Below are 17,530 nucleotides of genomic sequence, written 5' to 3' on the forward strand. Positions count from 1 at the left end.
ATGTTAATAAAGTGAGGATTAATAAATGACGAATGTTATATTTTTAGGAACACCAGAATTCGCCGCAACGGTTTTGAAGGGATTATTGAGAGAAGATTACAACGTTATTGCCGTCGTCACTCAACCAGATAAGCCAGTTGGTCGTAAACAAAAGTTACAAAAGAGCCCAGTTAAGTTGATCGCAGAAGATGAAAATATTAAGTTGTATCAACCGGAGAAACTACCCGGTAGTCCAGAAATAGCTGAATTGATCGAACTTAATGCAGATTTGATAATCACTGCTGCATATGGTCAATTTTTACCTACGAGATTCTTGGATTCCGCAAAAGTTGCAGCAATAAATGTACACGGTTCGTTATTACCGAGGTATCGTGGTGGGGCACCGATCCAATACTCTCTACTCAATGGAGACAAGGAGACAGGCGTAACCATAATGTATATGGTCAAGGCCATGGATGCTGGAGACATCATCAGCCAAGAAAAGCTTTCGATTGAACCTACCGATGACAACGGATCATTGTTTGAAAAGTTAGCTGTTGTTGGTCAAGGTTTGTTATTGGATACTATTCCGAAGATTTTAAGTGGTGACATTCATCCGATCGAACAAGATGAGTCCAAAGTGGTTTTCTCACCAACGATTTCAAAAGAACAAGAACAATTAGATTTCAGCCAGGGTGCTGAACAGATTTTTGATCACATCCGTGCGCTAAGTCCAGATCCCGGTGCATGGTCTACCTTTAATGGTCAGAGGACTAAGTTTTATGGTAGCCAAGTAGTAGATATTTCGACGGATCAAGCTGCAGGAACGATATTTGATATTTCTAAGAAAAAACTAATAGTAGTTGCTGGGGATGGTAAGGGATTGTCGATCAAGAAAATTCAACCAGCCGGCAAAAAAATTATGGATATTGCCAATTACATCAATGGAATGGGCAAGAATCTAGAAAAAGGGCAAAGAGTGGTCGAAGTAAATGATAAATAATAATCCACGAGATTTAGCAGTAGAAACATTAACTAGAGTTTTACAAAACAAAGCATATTCCAATATTGAAATAAATAATATTTTGAAAAATGCCGACTTGTCGGATCCTGATTCTAGATTGATGACAAATATCGTTTATGGTGTTTTACAACACAAAATGACACTTGAATATCAATTGCAACCTTATATCACAGGCAAGAATTTGGATCATTGGGTCAGAATACTACTGATGACTGCCATTTATCAGATGCAATACTTGGATAAGATTCCTGATCATGCGATTCTTAATGAGTCAGTTGAAATTGCTAAGCGTAGAGGCAATCAAGGATTAGGTAATTTAATCACAGCGGTTTTAAGAAACTATCAACGCCACGGTGTCCGTCCGATTCCTGAGGACGATAGCGTTAAGTCGATGAGTATTCGTTATAGTATCCCTGAGTGGTTAGTTGAATTGCTCGTTAAACAACAAGGATTGAATAAGACCAAGGAAATATTGAATACCATCAATGAGCCTTCACATATTTCGATTCGGGTTAATATCAACAAGACCACGCCAGAAGAATTATCAGAACGTTTGTCTGCTCAAGGATTTGAAATGAAAGCTAGTGCTATTTCACCAGTCGGATTGACTTGTCAGAGTGGAAATTTAGTAGATACTGAGGAATTCCGTGAAGGATTGTTCACTATACAAGATGAAAGTTCAATGATGGTAGCACCGGCTTTGGAAGTTCAACCAGATGACAAAGTATTGGATACTTGTGCTGCACCGGGTGGTAAGACGACTCATATTGCTAGTTATTTAAAAACCGGTTCAGTCATGGCGTTAGATATTCATAAGCGAAAAACAAAATTAATTCTAGAAAATGGTCAAAGATTAGGATACGGCGATATAATAAAAACAAGAGCGCTTGATGCTAGGAAGGCAAAAGATGAATTCGATGAGAAATTCGATCGAATCCTAGTGGATGCACCATGCTCTGGTCTAGGCCTTATTCGCCGTAAACCAGAACTGAAATATTTTAGAGAACCTGAAGATATAATGAATCTTCAACGGATACAACTCTCTATTTTGGATAGTATCACTGGTTTGTTAAAAGTTGGTGGGCAGTTAGTATTCAGCACTTGTACTTTCGATGCAGAAGAGAATGAAGATGTAGTTATGAAGTTCTTGGATGCACATGAAAATTATGAATTAGTTCCTGTTAAACATGAAAAATCTCTTGATAAAAATGTAAATGATGGTGTCTTGAAATTGCTACCTAGTGATTACTTCACAGATGGATTTTTTGTAGCCGCATTTAGACGAAAAAAATAATGAGGTAAGGTTTAGAAATATGGACTATGCATTATTAACTGATGTAGGAAAATTGCGAGAAAACAATCAAGATTATGTCAATGTCTTTAAAAATAAAAAAGGGATCGTCTTCGGAATCGTAGCTGATGGTATGGGTGGACATCGTGGGGGCGATGTTGCATCTGACATGGCCGTGTCTCATTTGGGACATAATTTTGAAGAATCAGAGATTTCTGATTTAGAGAATCTGCGAGAATGGATCCTAAAAGAAATAAGTAAGGAAAATGACCGCATCGTTTCTGTTTCAAATCAATTTGATGACTTGAACGGAATGGGTACAACCATGGTCGGAGTCTTTTTTGTAGGGACAAAAATGATGGTTGTTAATGTCGGTGATTCTCGTTGCTATATTTATCATGACGGTGATTTGGATCAACTCAGTGTTGATCATTCGCTTGTTCACGAACTCTTAGAGACAGGGCAGATCAGTCCAGAGGAGGCCGAGAATCATCCTCAAAAAAATATCATTACACAGACGCTAGGTGTGTCACAGACAGTTCAACCTAGAGTTAAGAATTTTGATGTCATTGATGATTCGATCATCTTACTGTGTACTGATGGATTGACTAATATGGTTCCAGATGACGAAATAAAATCCGTACTCTCGCAAAAAATAGGCTTGGAAGCCAAGTGCCATATTTTGATTGATAAAGCTAATCAAGCAGGCGGTCGAGATAATATCACAGCCTTGCTTTTTGCCTCAGGAAATGGGGGTAAAGAGTAGATGGACAAAGGTTACCTAGTTGGTGGTCGTTATCGGATCCTAGGTACTCTTGGTGAAGGTGGAATGGCTAATGTTTATTTAGCTAATGACACCAAACTGAATCGTAAAGTTGCAGTAAAAGCTTTAAGATATGATCTTCAAGATGACGAATCTGTCAAAAGGAGATTTGGACGTGAAGCCAAGGCTACTAGTGGTCTCTCAAATCCTAATATTGTTAACGTATTAGACGTAGGCAATGATAACGGATTGCAATATATCATAATCGAATATGTTGACGGTCCTAACTTAAAAAAATATATAAAAACACATTTTCCGATCCCGTATCATGAAGTCGTTGATATCATGGAACAAATATGTCTGGCGGTGGCAGATGCACATGATCATGGAATTATTCATCGGGACTTGAAACCTGAGAATATTCTGGTCGACACTTCAAAAGATCCGATCCAAGTGAAAGTATCTGACTTTGGTATTGCGTTGGCGTTAAGTGATCGTTCAATAACAAGAACTAATTCACTGTTAGGCTCAGTACACTATATGTCCCCGGAACAGATCAGAGGTAATTCGGCGACCGCCCTGTCGGATATTTACGCTTTAGGGATTATTTTATTTGAGTTATTGACTCAGCATGTGCCATTCACAGGCGATACTGCCGTGTCAGTCGCTCTCAAGCATTCTAAGGAAGATATACCTGATCTGAAGGCAATTGACCCCAACATTCCCCAACCGCTGGAGAATGCTGTTTTAAAGGCAACAGCGAAAGATCCAGAGCAGAGATATCAATCAGTTAGAGAGATGCGAGATGATCTGAGTACATGCTTGTTACCAGAACGTGAGCATGAAACTAAGTTCATTCCTCAACCGCTAAATGATTTAGACGAAACCAAGGTCATTGAACCGATCAATAATGATGAAGACGAAAATGTACCTCAACACAAGAAGAACAACCGGCGGCGGAATATCATTCTGGCATCGTTGATTCCATTAGCGTTAGTGTTGTTCCTAGTCTTCATGATAGTAAAAGGTAATGAGGAAACTACCGTTCCTGATTTACAAAATCTGACAGTCAAGCAGGCTGATGTGATGCTCAGAGGTTCTAATCTACAAGTTGGTACGATCTCAAAGGAAAACAACGATGAGGTCGAAGTAGGTCACGTTATCAAGTCAATTCCGGCAAAAGGGCTCAAACTCAAGAACAATGCAAAAGTAAATCTAGTCATGAGTTTGGGCGCAACCTACTATAAGATGCCGAAGCTGATCGGTAAAGAATATGATGACGTGTCGGATAACTTGAAGAAGCGAGGCTTTGACGTCACTATCAGGCGTGTTGCTACTGACGAGTATGAATCGGGAGTAATCACCAAGCAGAGTATCAAGGCTGGCAAAAAGGTTGTGTCAAAGAATAAGAAATTAACTTTGACAGTTGCGAAGACACCGACCGTGAAACACAAAGTAACAAAAATACGTGATCTGTCAGGATACAATCTCAAGAGTATTCAAGACTATGCCAGTGAGATCGGAGCAACATTGAATGTAAGTTACGCCTATTCTGATACAATTGAAGAAGGCGTTATGATCAGTCAAAACCCTGAAGCTGGTAGTGTTATTAGCCAAGGTGGTGCGTTGGCGGTAGTCATCTCTAAAGGTAAGGATCCAGATGCCGATTCAAAAAATAACCAAAACGATGATGAAGATAACTCGTCAGAGACCAAGACGGTCACTAAAGATGTAACGATACCATTTGATTCTAGTAGTAACAATAATACGATAACTATTTATATTTCTGATGCAACGCACAATATCAATACTGTCTACAAGTCATTGGGAATTACGCAGGATACAAATCAAACCTTAGTGTTTAATCTAAAGAGTGGACAGACGGGTACTTATAACATCGAACGTGATGGTAAACAAATCCTGTCTGGTTCAGTAAGTGGGTAATATGGAAAAAACAGGAAGAATTATCAAATCGATCAGCGGATTCTATGATGTTTTGGATCAAGAAAGCCATGAATTAATTCGTACTAGAGCACGAGGAAACTTTCGTAAACGCGGGATCAAACCAGTTGTAGGCGATTTTGTCCACTACGATTTCAATGGGGACTTAGGCTATATATTGGAGATATTACCGAGGACGAATAGTTTAGTTCGTCCACCAATCGCAAATGTAGATCAGGCTATCGCCGTTACATCATCCGTTGAACCGAATTTTTCCAGTAACTTATTGGACAAAATTTTAGTAAACATCGAACATAATGGTATTGAACCACTGATTTATTTGACTAAAACTGACTTATTAGACGATGAGAAGTATCAAGAACTGAAACAAATTTTTGATGGCTATCATCGTGCCGGTTATGTCGTTTTTACTGATCGTGACGCTTATAATTCAGAACAAGTATCTCGTTTGAAGGGACACTTCGCTGACAAGGTAACGGTCTTTACTGGACAATCAGGTGCTGGTAAATCAACTTTGCTCAATCACATCGATCCAGAATTAGGCTTAGCAACTGCGGCAATTTCGCAGACACTTAATCGTGGTAAACATACGACGAGACAAGTTTCATTATTTGAGATTTCCGATGGATTAGTTGCAGATACACCGGGCTTTTCTTCAATCGAACTGATCAGTATCGAAAAAGAAGAATTGCCAACATTGTTCCCAGAATTTGTTGAATTCAGTAGCGGTTGTAAGTTTCGTGGTTGTAATCACGTTAATGAACCGGGATGTGTAGTCAAAGAAAAAGTTGCCGACGGAACGATTATGAAGAGTCGTTATGACAATTATCTGTATTTTTTAAATGAAATAAATTCTTACAAAAAAAGATATTAAGGAAATTTGAGGAGTGGTTATATGACAACAAAAAAAATTGCACCATCAATCTTATCAGCAGATATTATGAACCTAGAACGCGACGTTAAGATGGCTGAAGCCGCTGGAGCCGACTTATTCCATATCGATATTATGGATGGACATTTTGTTCCTAACATGTCATTTAGTCCAAGTATCGTGGCAGGGATGAGACGTGTTACAGACAAGCCATTAGACGTTCATTTGATGATTGATAATCCTGATGAGTATATCAAGCCGATCGTTGAAGCTGGGGCTGATACTGTGATGATTCATACTGAAAGTACTAAGCACATTTATCGTTCGATCGAGCTTGCCAAGAGCTTAGGTGCAAAAGCCGGTGTCGTTGTCAATCCCGGTACACCTCTAGAGAACGTAAAGGAATTATTCCCTATCATCGACCAAATTTTAGTCATGACGGTTAATCCTGGATTTGGTGGACAAAAGTTCATTCCAGGAATGATAAAGAAAATCCAAAGATTGGATCAACTTCGTCAGACTTCAGCCGATGATAAGTTCGAGATCGAGGTTGACGGTGGGATCAATGACGAGACTATTGCTCAATGCTCAAAGGCTGGTGCTGATATTTTTGTTGCTGGTTCATATTTATTCAACGGTCAAGATGGTTTTCAAGACCGTGTTAACACCCTCAAAAAATTAACGGAAGAATAAAATGAAACGAGTAAATATTTTGTTGGGCGGACCAAAGAGTGAATATCCTGATGAGTTGTCAAAGAGTATTAAGGCGATTCCGGGGCCATGGGTCGGAGCAGATCGAGGGAGCTTATATTTAATTTCTCATGGTGTGTTACCAGAAATCGCTATTGGTGATTTTGATTCGATCAACAAAAAAGAACAGAGACTTTTGAAGGAGAATATTCATGATTTCAAGAAATTTCCTCCTGAAAAAGACGATACTGATTCACAATTATGTATTTTAGCGGCAAAAGAAAAATTTAACGCATCTGAGTACTATATTTATGGTGCGACGGGTGGTCGGATAGATCATTTCCTAGTTAATTTATTTTTACCGTATGATAAGAGATTTTTAAGTTTTTACGATAAGTTGTATTTTAAGGCAGCTACCAATACCATCAGGTTCTTCAGACCGGGTAGATATACTATTTATCACGAACAAGGGATGAAGTATGTGGGATTCGTCAATCTGGGACCCGTAACTCACTTTAATATTATTGATGCCAAGTACAAGTTGGACGATTTCACTGCGATGCACCCAGTTAGTTGGGCTAGTAATGAATTTGTTGATGATACTATTAACTTTGGCTTTGAGAGTGGGATAATTGCTGTTATACAATCTAAAGATCAGAAGTAGGAGGAGCTCTTAATAGAGCTTCTTTTATTTTTGAACACAAAAAAAACTAGCAACGAATTGCTAGTCTTTTTTAGTTAATTATTATGATATATATAATTATACTCTAGTAACTTTTCCTGACTTCAAAGCTCTAGCTGAAACCCAAACGCGTTTAGGCTTACCATCAACCATGATACGAACTTTTTGCAAGTTTGGCTTCCAAGAACGTTTTGATTGATTAAGAGCGTGAGAACGTTTGTTACCAAACACTGTCTTACGGCCTGTAATAATATCTTTTGCCATGGGACCGACCTCCTTTGGCTACATGTTTTCTTTAAAATATCACCTGACTAATTTACCATAAACTCAAAATAAAAACAATAGTTGAATAATAATGTGTCATAAATCTTTAATTCAAAAACTTGCTATGATAGAATTTTAATGTTTATGATAGTCTGATCCAAGATAGGAGGATCCTAAATGGCAGTTACAATAAAAACAAAACATGGTGAAATTGATGTATCGACTAACACCGTTTCAACAATTGTTGGCGGTGCCGCATTGGATATCTACGGGATTGTAGGTATGGCAAGTAAAAATCAACTACGTGATGGAATGAATACGATCTTAAATCGTGAAGATTTCTCTCGTGGAGTGGTAATTCATCAAGAAGATGATAAGATTGCCGTTGATGTCTACATAATCGTTGGATATGGAATCAAGATATCTGAAGTTGCTAAGAATTTAAAAGAAAAAGTAAAATACAACCTAGAAACAATGCTTGGAACGCCAGCTGGCACTGTTAATGTGTATGTTCAAGGAATCAAGGTTCTAGATGACATTAAATAGGTATTACGCTAGTTGGAGGGGAAACTTTTGAGCAAAGAACTTATTACCAAAAATGAATTTTCCGATATGATCCGTGTGGCTTCACACAGACTTGAGAAAAATGCAAAATTCGTTAATTCACTAAACGTCTTTCCGGTACCAGATGGCGATACTGGAACGAATATGAGCTTGACCGTTCAAAGCGGATTTAAGGCCGTAAATGAATCTGAGAGTACACATGTCGGAACATTAGGCAAAGCGCTCGCTAAGGGCCTGCTAATGGGAGCACGTGGTAATTCAGGTGTTATTACTTCGCAATTGTTTAGAGGATTTTCTAAAAGTATCGAATCAAAAGAAACTTTGAATTCAGATGATCTGGCAAAGGCCTTTGATGATGGTGTCAAAACTGCTTATAAAGCGGTTATGAAGCCTGTCGAAGGTACTATTTTGACTGTCGCTCGTTTTGGTGCGGAAGCTGGTATCGAAAAGTCGAAACAGACTAAAGATGCCGTGGAAGTTATGAAAGCGGTCGTTAAAGGAGCCAAAGTCGGTCTTGAGAAGACACCTTCACTACTTCCAGTTTTGAAAGAAGTTGGAGTAGTGGATTCTGGTGGACAAGGACTAGTCTTTATTTACGAAGGCTTTCTTGAAGGATTGTCCGGAGAAGCTAGTGACGAAGAATATACACCTGACGAAACAGAAATGAACGAAATGATCAATGCCACTCATCATCAGTCAGCACAAGGTCAATTCAATACTGATGAGATCGAAAATGGTTATTGTACTGAAATGATGGTTGAATTAGGTGAAGACCCAACTTCTGATGAAAAGTTCGATTACGATAAGTTTCGCAATTATTTGAGTGAGATCGGTGATTCTCTATTAGTCGTATCTGACGATGAGGTTGTTAAGGTTCACGTTCATACAAATTATCCACGAAAGGTCTGGGCAGCAGGAAGAAAATTCGGTGCCTTAACAAAAATCAAAATCGACAATATGAAAATTCAACATGAAACAATTGTTGAGGATGAGGGAGAGACAGCCACTGCCAATAACAGCAAACAACCTGTTGATTATGCAGTGATCGCAGTTTCTTCTGGTGAAGGCTTATCAAAACTATTCCAAAGCCTTGGTGTAACTAATATTATTAGTGGTGGACAAACTATGAATCCATCTACTAACGATATTGTTGATGCCATCAACAGTGCCAATGCTAAACGTGCTTTGATTTTGCCAAACAATGGAAATATTGTTATGGCTGCTAAGCAAGCGGCTGAATTAGTTAATATTCCAGTTGCTATCGTGGCATCTAAGACCATTTCTCAAGGTATGACTGCTATGTTGTCATTCAACCCAGAAGCGGACTTAGACGATAATAAGGACAACATGGAAGACTCACTTGACACAGTTAAGAGTGGTCAAATAACCCAAGCAATTCGTGATACTGAGATCGATGGATTGAAGATCACAAAGGGCCATTACATGGGTATCGTTGACGGTAATATCTTAGTGGATGATGCTGACATAATTTCTGGAACTGAAAAGATGCTAGATAAGATGATCGATGATGATAGTGAAGTTATCACTATTTTGGTCGGTGAAGATGGTAATCTTGAAGATGCTCAGAAATTTGCTGACTACTTGGATGAAAACTATGCCGATTTGGAAACAGAAATTCATCAAGGTGATCAACCAGTATACCCATACATGATCGCAGTTGAATAATCAAAAATTATCTAACAAAATGAGGCTGGGAATTGTACTAGTCTCTTTTTTGTATCAAGGAGGGGAAAATGGATTTAAGAAAAGTTTCAGTCGCTGAATTACCGGGAGTAGGTCCTAAAAGATTTGATGCAATTCAATCCCTAGGTATCAACAGCGTATATGACTTGTTGTTTTATTTCCCCTTTCGATACGAGGACATGGAAGTTAAGTCATTAGATGATGCAGTTGATCAGGAAAAAATCCTGCTGAAGGGAATTGTCGCAAGTGATCCAGTCGTTGCCAGATTTGGATACAAGAAGAACCGTCTGAATGTCAGAATATTAGTTGAAAATGAGTCGATCATGGTGACGTTCTTTAATCAACCCTGGTTGAAGGATAAATTTGAAACTGGTAATGATGTTGCAGTTTATGGCAAGTGGAATGAGAATCGGCGTTCGTTAACTGGTATCAAGGTGATTGGTGGTAATCAAGAAGGCGCGATAGATTCGGTTTATTCGGTCAATAAGAATATTCACCAAAAAACATTGATCAATCTGATCAAAATGGCCTTTGATAAATATCAAAATGAGATTGAATCGATCATTCCTAGTTATTTGCAGGAAAAATATCAATTGCTTAATGACCATGATATTGTCAAAGGCATGCATTTTCCCAATGATGATAATGAAAATGAAGCAGCAAGAAGAAGTGCAAAATTTCGTGAATTTTTCTTATTTGAATGTGGTATTCAAAGCGTCAAAGCTAAGGATCAGCGCGAAAATGATGGATTAGTTCAAGAATATGACGAAAATTATGTCAGCGAATTCAGAAAGTCGCTACCATTTGAATTAACTAAGGCACAAGATCGAGTAGTCAATGAAATATTAGCCGATATGAAATCCAATCATCATATGAATCGACTTCTACAAGGTGATGTGGGCTCTGGAAAAACTATTGTGGCGGTAATTGCGATGTTGGCTGCAGTCACGGCGGGATATCAGGCAGCAATCATGGCTCCAACTGAAATATTGGCTCAGCAACACTTTGAAAAGATCGGTGATCTACTGGAAAAATGGCATATTCGAACTGCTATTTTGACCGGTTCTCAAACAAAAAAAGAGCATGATACGATTGCTGAAAATATCAAAGAAGGACGAACCAATGTGATCGTGGGGACACATGCATTGATTCAAGACAGTGTTGATTTCAAAAACTTAGGTTTGATAGTGATCGATGAGCAACATCGTTTTGGAGTTAATCAACGTAAGACCTTACGAGAAAAGGGTAATAATCCTGATGTATTAGCGATGACAGCAACACCGATCCCTAGAACCTTGGCGATTACAACATATGGAGATATGGATGTCTCTCGGATCGATGAACTACCTTCCGGACGAAAGAAAATCGAAACATACTGGATCAGAAGTCAAAAAGTTGAACAAATGTATAAGTTTGTTTCAAAGCAGTTGGCAGATAAGGCACAAGTATATGTTGTCACACCTTTGATCTCGGAGTCAGAAAAAATCGATTTAAAAAATGCGGAATTGATTTATGACAAATTTAATGAATTATATTCACCAAAGTATAAAATTGGTATTTTACATGGTAAAATGTCTAACGATGAAAAAGAAGAGATCATGAATAAATTCAGCCACCAAGAAATCGACGTGCTAGTTTCAACGACGGTAATTGAGGTTGGTGTCGATGTTCCGAATGCTTCAGTGATGGTGATTTACGATGCCAATCGTTTTGGATTATCTCAACTTCATCAGTTGCGCGGTCGTGTCGGTCGTGGTGAGAAGCAATCATACTGTATTTTGATTGCCGATCCCAAGAATGATGTAGCATTAGAACGAATGAAAATCCTAACCTCGACTACTGATGGTTTTGTTCTAGCAGAAGAAGACCTCAAAATGCGTGGTTCGGGTGATTTGTTGGGAAACAAGCAATCTGGTTTGCCAGATTTCAAGGTTGGGAACCCTATCGCTGATTTTAATATTTTACAGACGGCTCAAATCGAAGCTGAACAAATCTTTAAGGATGAACAGTCCATGGATAATCCTGAAAACAAAGTGTTAAAATTATTCTTGAGTGATGAATTTGATCAATTAAATAACTTCGACTAAAAATTTGTGAGGAATTAATTAATGAAAATTGCAGTAGATGCCATGGGTGGAGATAATGCACCTCAAGTCATTGTTGAGGGAATTGAACAAGCTCGTGATGAATGGTCAGACTTAGAGTTTGTCCTATATGGCGATGAAGATAAAATTAAAAAATATTTAAAAAATAGTGACCGCGTTTCAATCGTACACACAGATGAGGAGATTCTAGGAACAGATGAGCCAGTTAAAGCAATTCGTTCTAAGAAAAATTCTTCTATGGTGTTGGCAGCTAAGTCCGTTAAAGCAAAAGAAGCTGATGCCATGTTGTCATTGGGTAATACGGGTGCCTTGTTAGCATCAGGAATATTTATTGTTGGTAGAATCAAGCAAGTTGAGAGACCAGCATTGATGCCAACGCTCCCTGTAACAAATTCGCCGTTAGGTGTTAATGTTTTGGACGTTGGTGCCAATGCAGAAGCTAAGCCGGCTTATTTGCAACAATGGGCTGTAATGGGCTCGATCTACGCTCGTGATGTTAAGCAAATAAAAGAACCTCGTATCGGCCTTCTGAATAACGGTACTGAGCCAGATAAAGGAGACACGTTACACAAAGAAGCCTTTGAATTATTGTCAAATACAGATGGCATCAACTTTATTGGTAATGTAGAGTCAAATAATATTTTGAATGGTGTAGCTGATGTCATCGTTACTGATGGATTCACAGGTAATGCTGCCTTGAAGGCAACTGAAGGCACGGCGACTGTATTACTCAAGGAAATGAAACATGCCTTGCTAAACAATGGATTCTTTACTAAAATGGGTGCAGCTATTGTTGCCCCATCATTAAAGGGACTTCGTGATATGTTCGATACCTCTAAGGCCGGTGGAGCGGTATTATTGGGTCTCAAATCACCAGTTGTTAAGGCGCATGGATCAGCTGATAGTAAGGCTGTTTTCTATACAGTAAAACAGATTTATGATATGTTGCTAAACGACACTATTAACAAAGCTAATACTTACTTTGAACAAATGAACAAAAAAGAAGATTAAAAATAGGGAGAACCTTTAAATGTCAGAACAAGAAATTTACGATAAGATAGTTGCATTGATTGCAGATAAATTTGAAGTTGAAACTAGTACTATCAAGAAAGAAACATCATTTACAGAAGATTTAGATGCAGATTCAATCGATTTAGTTGAATTCGTTTTGGAACTAGAAGAAGAATTTGATTCTGAAATCCCAGATGAAGACGCTGAGAAGATTACAACTGTTGGTGAAGCAGTAGATTACATTGAGAGTCATCAAAAATAAGACCTTGTGGTCTTATTTTTTTCGCCATTTAATTATTTAGTGCAAAAGTTTAGTATAATTAAGGTTATTGGAAAGGGGACGCGTTATGCTAGATCAGAAATTCTTAGATTATTTAGAAAAGAATTACGGTATTACTTTTAACAACAAGAAGTTGATTGAGCGAGCTATGACTCATTCTTCTTTTGACAATGAACACAAAGAGTTAGGAATAGGTAACTACGAAAGACTTGAATTCTTAGGAGATGCAGTCTTGGAGATTAATATTTCAAGATACCTATTTGAAAAATATCCCCAACTTCCTGAAGGTAAATTAACGAGATTAAGATCAGATATTGTTCGAACAGATAGTTTTGCTAGATTCGCCAAACAAATTCAAATCGACAAGTATTTGTTGATCGGTAAGGGAGAAGAAAAGCAAGGTGCACGTCAAAGACACACGTTACTCGAAGACATCTTCGAGGCATTTAATGGCGCCTTGTATTTGGATCAAGGAAATGATGCCGTTGAAAAATTCCTTGAAGATGTTGTCTATCCACACATTGATTCAGGTGAATTTTCTGAAGATACTGATTTTAAAACTCATTTGCAAGAAAAATTACAACAATCAGGTGAAGTTGAAATCGACTACAAGGTAATCGATGAGGAAGGTCCAGACCACGATAAAAAGTTCGAAATTGAATTGATCGTAGATGGCAAAGTTCTGTCTAAAGGGTTTGGATTTAGTAAAAAACATGCTGAGCAAATGGCTGCCAAAAAAGCGTTAGAAGAATTATAGGAGTTGTTTTATGCCATTAAAATCATTAACGATAAATGGGTTTAAATCTTTTGCTGACAAGACAAAGATTGATTTTACAAGTGGAATCACAGGTATTGTAGGACCCAATGGAAGTGGAAAATCAAATATTACAGAAGCAATTCGTTGGGTAATGGGTGAGCAATCAGCTAAGAGCCTACGTGGTGATAAAATGGTAGATGTCATTTTTGCCGGTAGTGCAACACGAGCACAAATGAATCATGCAGAAGTTACACTAGAATTTGATAATTCCAACGGAGAATTAAAATCCGATCAGACTAATATCACGATAAAACGCAAGTTGTTTAGAAATGGTGATACTGAGTTTTCAATTAATAACAAATCTTGTCGTTTGAAGGATATCACTGAAATGTTTATGGGTTCAGGGATGGGCAAACAATCATTTTCGATTATCTCTCAAGGTCGAGTGGAAGAAATCTTCAATAGCAAGCCCGTAGAACGTCGCTCGATCATTGAAGAGTCTGCCGGAATCGCACTTTTTAAACAAAAGAAAATCCAAGCTGAGAGCCGACTCACAGAAACAACTGATAATTTGCATCGTGTTTCAGATATTGTTTCGGAGCTATCCAAGCAAGTTGAACCTTTAAAAAAACAAGCGAGCATTGCACGTGATTATAAAGAGCAAAAAAGTAAATATGATAATATTTATCAACAAATATTAACCATTGAGATAAAAGATTTATCTAAAGAAAAACGACAAACTGAATCTGAACTACGCAAAGTTAAGATGAGTTTGCGTAATATTGAACAACAAGTAAAAATTTCAAATGAGAAAGTCACCAATAATCGTGATGAGATCACTGAATTGACGACTAAGATCGACGCTAGTCAAGCCAACTTAGTAAAGAAGACACAGGCTCTGGAAATTTTGAACGGACAAATTGCTGTTTCGGATGAAAGAAATGGTTTCAATACTACTAACCGCACTTCTTTAAATGAACAATTACAAAAGATAAAAACTGACAAAAAAATTCATGAGAATAAGTTGGACGAGTGTAACGAAAAGATCCAGGGTTATCAGCAACAAATCGCCAAGTTTGAAAATAGACTTAAAGAAATAACTCAGCTTCAAAAGAAAACTCCCCAACAGATTCAAGATAATATTGCAGAGTTACGTGATCGTTACGTCAACTTGCTACAAGAGCAAGTTTCTACGGGTAATGACCAAAAGTATACTCAACGTCAATTAGATCGTATTGAATCGTCGGACCAAGATACTAAAACACAACTTGATGATGTCAAAGGTAATCTGGATAGTACAAATCTCAAAATTACCGATGTAGGTTCTAAACTTCAAACTTTGATTGATGACAATCAGGGGCTGATCAAGAAGAATGATGAGATTACCGAAAATATCAAACAAGTCACGGAAATGGGTACAACTGAGAATCAGGAGTACTTGAAGTTGCTGGAAATTCTTCAAGAAACTAAGGCACGTAAGACTGTTTTGGAAAATATGCAGCAGGAACATGCTGGTTTCTTTGAAGGTGCCAAAAATGTTTTGAACAATCAAGAGGCTATTGGTGGCATTATCGGGGCGATAGCTGAATTGATCGAAGTTCCTAGTGAATATAGATTGGCAATCGAGACAGTAGTCAGTAATCAGTTACAATCGATCGTGACGAGTGATGAAGCAGCAGCTAAGAAGGCGATCGCCTATTTGCGAAAACGTAATGGCGGTAGAGCGACATTCTTGCCGATAAATATCATCAAACCTCGAGTGATTTATTCAACTGATTTGAATAATGCTAAGGGAGTCAGTGGATATATCGGTGTTGCTAGTGACTTGGTCAAGTTCGATGATAAGGTAGCTAATATAGCCAAAAATATTTTGGGTAACTTATTGATTGCTGAAAACATTGATGCTGCAACAAAGGTTTCGGCAGCCGTTGCTCGAAAATACCGTGTCGTAACCTTGGATGGTAATGTCGTCAATGCCGGTGGTTCTATGACCGGTGGGCAACAACGTCGTATGAATTCGAGTATTTTGACACGTGAAGATGAACTAAAAACTTTGAAATTAAAACTCTCAAAGCAAGAGATCACGTTGGACCAAAAACAAAACAGTGTTCAAGACTTACGTCAAGAATTGCTCGATTTGCGCGATGAAAAGAAAAAAATCGAAGAAAAATTGAACGGATTTAATCAAGAAAAAAATCAATTAAGCAATACTTTGTCCACTTATAACAGTGAAAAAGAACATTTAACTGAACAATATGACGCACTGAAATATAATTCAAATAAAAATAGCCAAGAGAAGGCACAGCTAAAAAAAGATCTCAAACTTCAAATTGAAGGTGCGAAGAATCTCGAACAGCAAGTCGTAAATATTCAAAAGGAAATCGAAGATAAACAAAAATTACTCGAAGATTTTGATTCGGAATTAGTTCAAATAAATGATGAAATTCAAAAGAATAAGACCGATCTTGCAGTTGTTAAGAGCAATCACGACAATGAACAGATACAAAAAGATCGGCTAGTAGAAGAAATTTCAGCAGCAGATGAACAAATCAAAGAATTGAATATTCGCTTGGATCAACTTAATTCTGAACAAGATCAATTGAGTATGACTAACGCTGAAATAAAATCTAAAACTGGTCAATATGAAGCAGATATCAAACAACTTCAGGACGAGTTGACGGATTTAAAAAATCAACGTGAAGTTAAAAATCAATTTGCAGCGACTTTGAATGATGAAGCTCAGCGCAATTTTGATTTACAAAAATCAGCTTCCGATGAACAAGAGGGATTGGCGATAAAAGTTACTAAGTTGACCAATAAGATCGACAGTCGTTTGAATGCTTTGTCAGAAGACTATCAACTCACCTATGAAGCGGCGATGAAGAACTTAAAACAACAAGATTCTGATCCAGATGAATTAAAACGTGAAGCAAGATTGTTGAAGATGGGCATCGACGAATTGGGAACCGTTAATTTATCGGCGATTGAAGAATATGACAAGGTCAAAGATCGTTACGAGTTTTTAACGACACAACAAAATGACTTGTTGCAGGCTAGACAACAGCTTTTGGCCACGATGTCCGAGATGGATCGAGAAGTAACAACACGATTCAAGCGAACTTTTGATGAAATTAGTGCTGCCTTTGAAGTCATCTTCCCAGAAATGTTTGCTGGCGGGAGAGCTAAGTTGGTACTAACAGATCCTAGCAATCTATTAGATACTGGAATCGAGATCATTGCTCAACCACCAGGGAAGAAATTCCAACGTTTGAGTTTGTTATCAGGTGGCGAAAAGGCATTGACTGCGATAACTTTACTGTTTGCAATCATCAAAGCACACCCTGTACCATTTTGCATACTGGATGAGGTAGAAGCGTCATTAGATGATGCAAATGTTTATCGTTTCGCAAACTACTTGAATCGATATGACGACAATACTGAATTTATTGTTATTACACACCGAAAGGGTACAATGATGAATGTAAATCGACTCTATGGCGTAGCTATGGAAGAATCCGGTGTATCAAAAATGCTTTCAGTGTCTGTCAAAGATGTGAATAAGACGCTTAAAAAGGAGAATTAA

Annotated in this window: 15 protein-coding genes; 14 read left to right on the forward strand and 1 reads right to left on the reverse strand. The window is 37.9% G+C overall.

All coding sequences use genetic code 11. The annotated features are described in order from the left end of the window. Window positions 1-25: 25 nt before the first annotated feature. From fmt to AC27FM_RS09010, 7 genes are read left to right on the forward strand one after another with little or no spacing between them, the layout of a single operon-like run. Window positions 26-982 carry a methionyl-tRNA formyltransferase gene (fmt, locus tag AC27FM_RS08980; protein ID WP_487087498.1) on the forward strand — a complete coding sequence of 319 codons (957 nt, stop codon included), beginning with the start codon at window positions 26-28 and terminating at the stop codon, window positions 980-982. Then, entirely contained in the window at window positions 972-2,297 is a 1,326-nt protein-coding gene (gene rsmB, locus AC27FM_RS08985; protein ID WP_487087500.1) for a 16S rRNA (cytosine(967)-C(5))-methyltransferase RsmB, read from the forward strand. The genes fmt and rsmB overlap by 11 nt, the downstream gene beginning before the upstream one ends. Window positions 2,298-2,316: 19 nt before the next feature. Next, window positions 2,317-3,060 (forward strand): Stp1/IreP family PP2C-type Ser/Thr phosphatase, encoded by a 744-nt coding sequence (locus tag AC27FM_RS08990; protein WP_487087502.1) that lies wholly within the window; start codon window positions 2,317-2,319, stop codon window positions 3,058-3,060. Then, entirely contained in the window at window positions 3,061-5,001 is a 1,941-nt protein-coding gene (gene pknB, locus AC27FM_RS08995; protein ID WP_487087505.1) for a Stk1 family PASTA domain-containing Ser/Thr kinase, read from the forward strand. Window position 5,002: 1 nt separating this feature from the next. Further along, window positions 5,003-5,893: a ribosome small subunit-dependent GTPase A gene (gene rsgA, locus AC27FM_RS09000; RefSeq protein ID WP_487087507.1), complete on the forward strand. Its 891-nt coding sequence runs from the start codon at window positions 5,003-5,005 to the stop codon at window positions 5,891-5,893. 21 nt (window positions 5,894-5,914) lie between these two features. Continuing rightward, the gene (rpe, locus tag AC27FM_RS09005; RefSeq protein WP_487087509.1) at window positions 5,915-6,583 is read left to right on the forward strand and encodes a ribulose-phosphate 3-epimerase; all 669 of its coding nucleotides are present in this window, start codon (window positions 5,915-5,917) and stop codon (window positions 6,581-6,583) included. 1 nt (window position 6,584) lies between these two features. Further along, window positions 6,585-7,244, forward strand: a complete 660-nt coding sequence (locus tag AC27FM_RS09010) for a thiamine diphosphokinase (RefSeq protein WP_487087511.1) — start codon at window positions 6,585-6,587, stop codon at window positions 7,242-7,244. A gap of 96 nt (window positions 7,245-7,340) precedes the next feature. On the opposite strand, the gene rpmB is transcribed toward AC27FM_RS09010, so the two are convergent. Continuing rightward, complete coding sequence (rpmB, locus tag AC27FM_RS09015; RefSeq protein ID WP_010019437.1) at window positions 7,341-7,526, reverse strand: 50S ribosomal protein L28; 186 nt, start codon at window positions 7,524-7,526, stop codon at window positions 7,341-7,343. A gap of 177 nt (window positions 7,527-7,703) precedes the next feature. Here rpmB and AC27FM_RS09020 point away from each other — a divergent pair, with 177 nt between their 5' ends. From AC27FM_RS09020 to smc, 7 genes are all read left to right on the forward strand, one after another. Continuing rightward, window positions 7,704-8,072, forward strand: a complete 369-nt coding sequence (locus AC27FM_RS09020; protein WP_025024042.1) for an Asp23/Gls24 family envelope stress response protein — start codon at window positions 7,704-7,706, stop codon at window positions 8,070-8,072. Between the two features lie 66 nt (window positions 8,073-8,138). Continuing rightward, complete coding sequence (locus tag AC27FM_RS09025) at window positions 8,139-9,776, forward strand: DAK2 domain-containing protein (RefSeq protein WP_487087625.1); 1,638 nt, start codon at window positions 8,139-8,141, stop codon at window positions 9,774-9,776. Between the two features lie 68 nt (window positions 9,777-9,844). Then, complete coding sequence (gene recG / locus AC27FM_RS09030; protein WP_487087514.1) at window positions 9,845-11,881, forward strand: ATP-dependent DNA helicase RecG; 2,037 nt, start codon at window positions 9,845-9,847, stop codon at window positions 11,879-11,881. 21 nt (window positions 11,882-11,902) lie between these two features. Then, window positions 11,903-12,910 carry a phosphate acyltransferase PlsX gene (gene plsX / locus AC27FM_RS09035; protein ID WP_487087516.1) on the forward strand — a complete coding sequence of 336 codons (1,008 nt, stop codon included), beginning with the start codon at window positions 11,903-11,905 and terminating at the stop codon, window positions 12,908-12,910. 19 nt (window positions 12,911-12,929) lie between these two features. Then, window positions 12,930-13,172 carry an acyl carrier protein gene (gene acpP, locus AC27FM_RS09040; protein WP_487087518.1) on the forward strand — a complete coding sequence of 81 codons (243 nt, stop codon included), beginning with the start codon at window positions 12,930-12,932 and terminating at the stop codon, window positions 13,170-13,172. An 85-nt stretch (window positions 13,173-13,257) separates the two neighbouring features. Next, a complete protein-coding gene (gene rnc, locus AC27FM_RS09045) occupies window positions 13,258-13,947 on the forward strand; it encodes a ribonuclease III (protein ID WP_487087520.1) in 690 nt (229 codons plus the stop codon). Between the two features lie 10 nt (window positions 13,948-13,957). Further along, complete coding sequence (gene smc, locus AC27FM_RS09050) at window positions 13,958-17,530, forward strand: chromosome segregation protein SMC (protein ID WP_487087522.1); 3,573 nt, start codon at window positions 13,958-13,960, stop codon at window positions 17,528-17,530.

Source organism: Companilactobacillus sp. y65-5 (assembly GCF_057541095.1).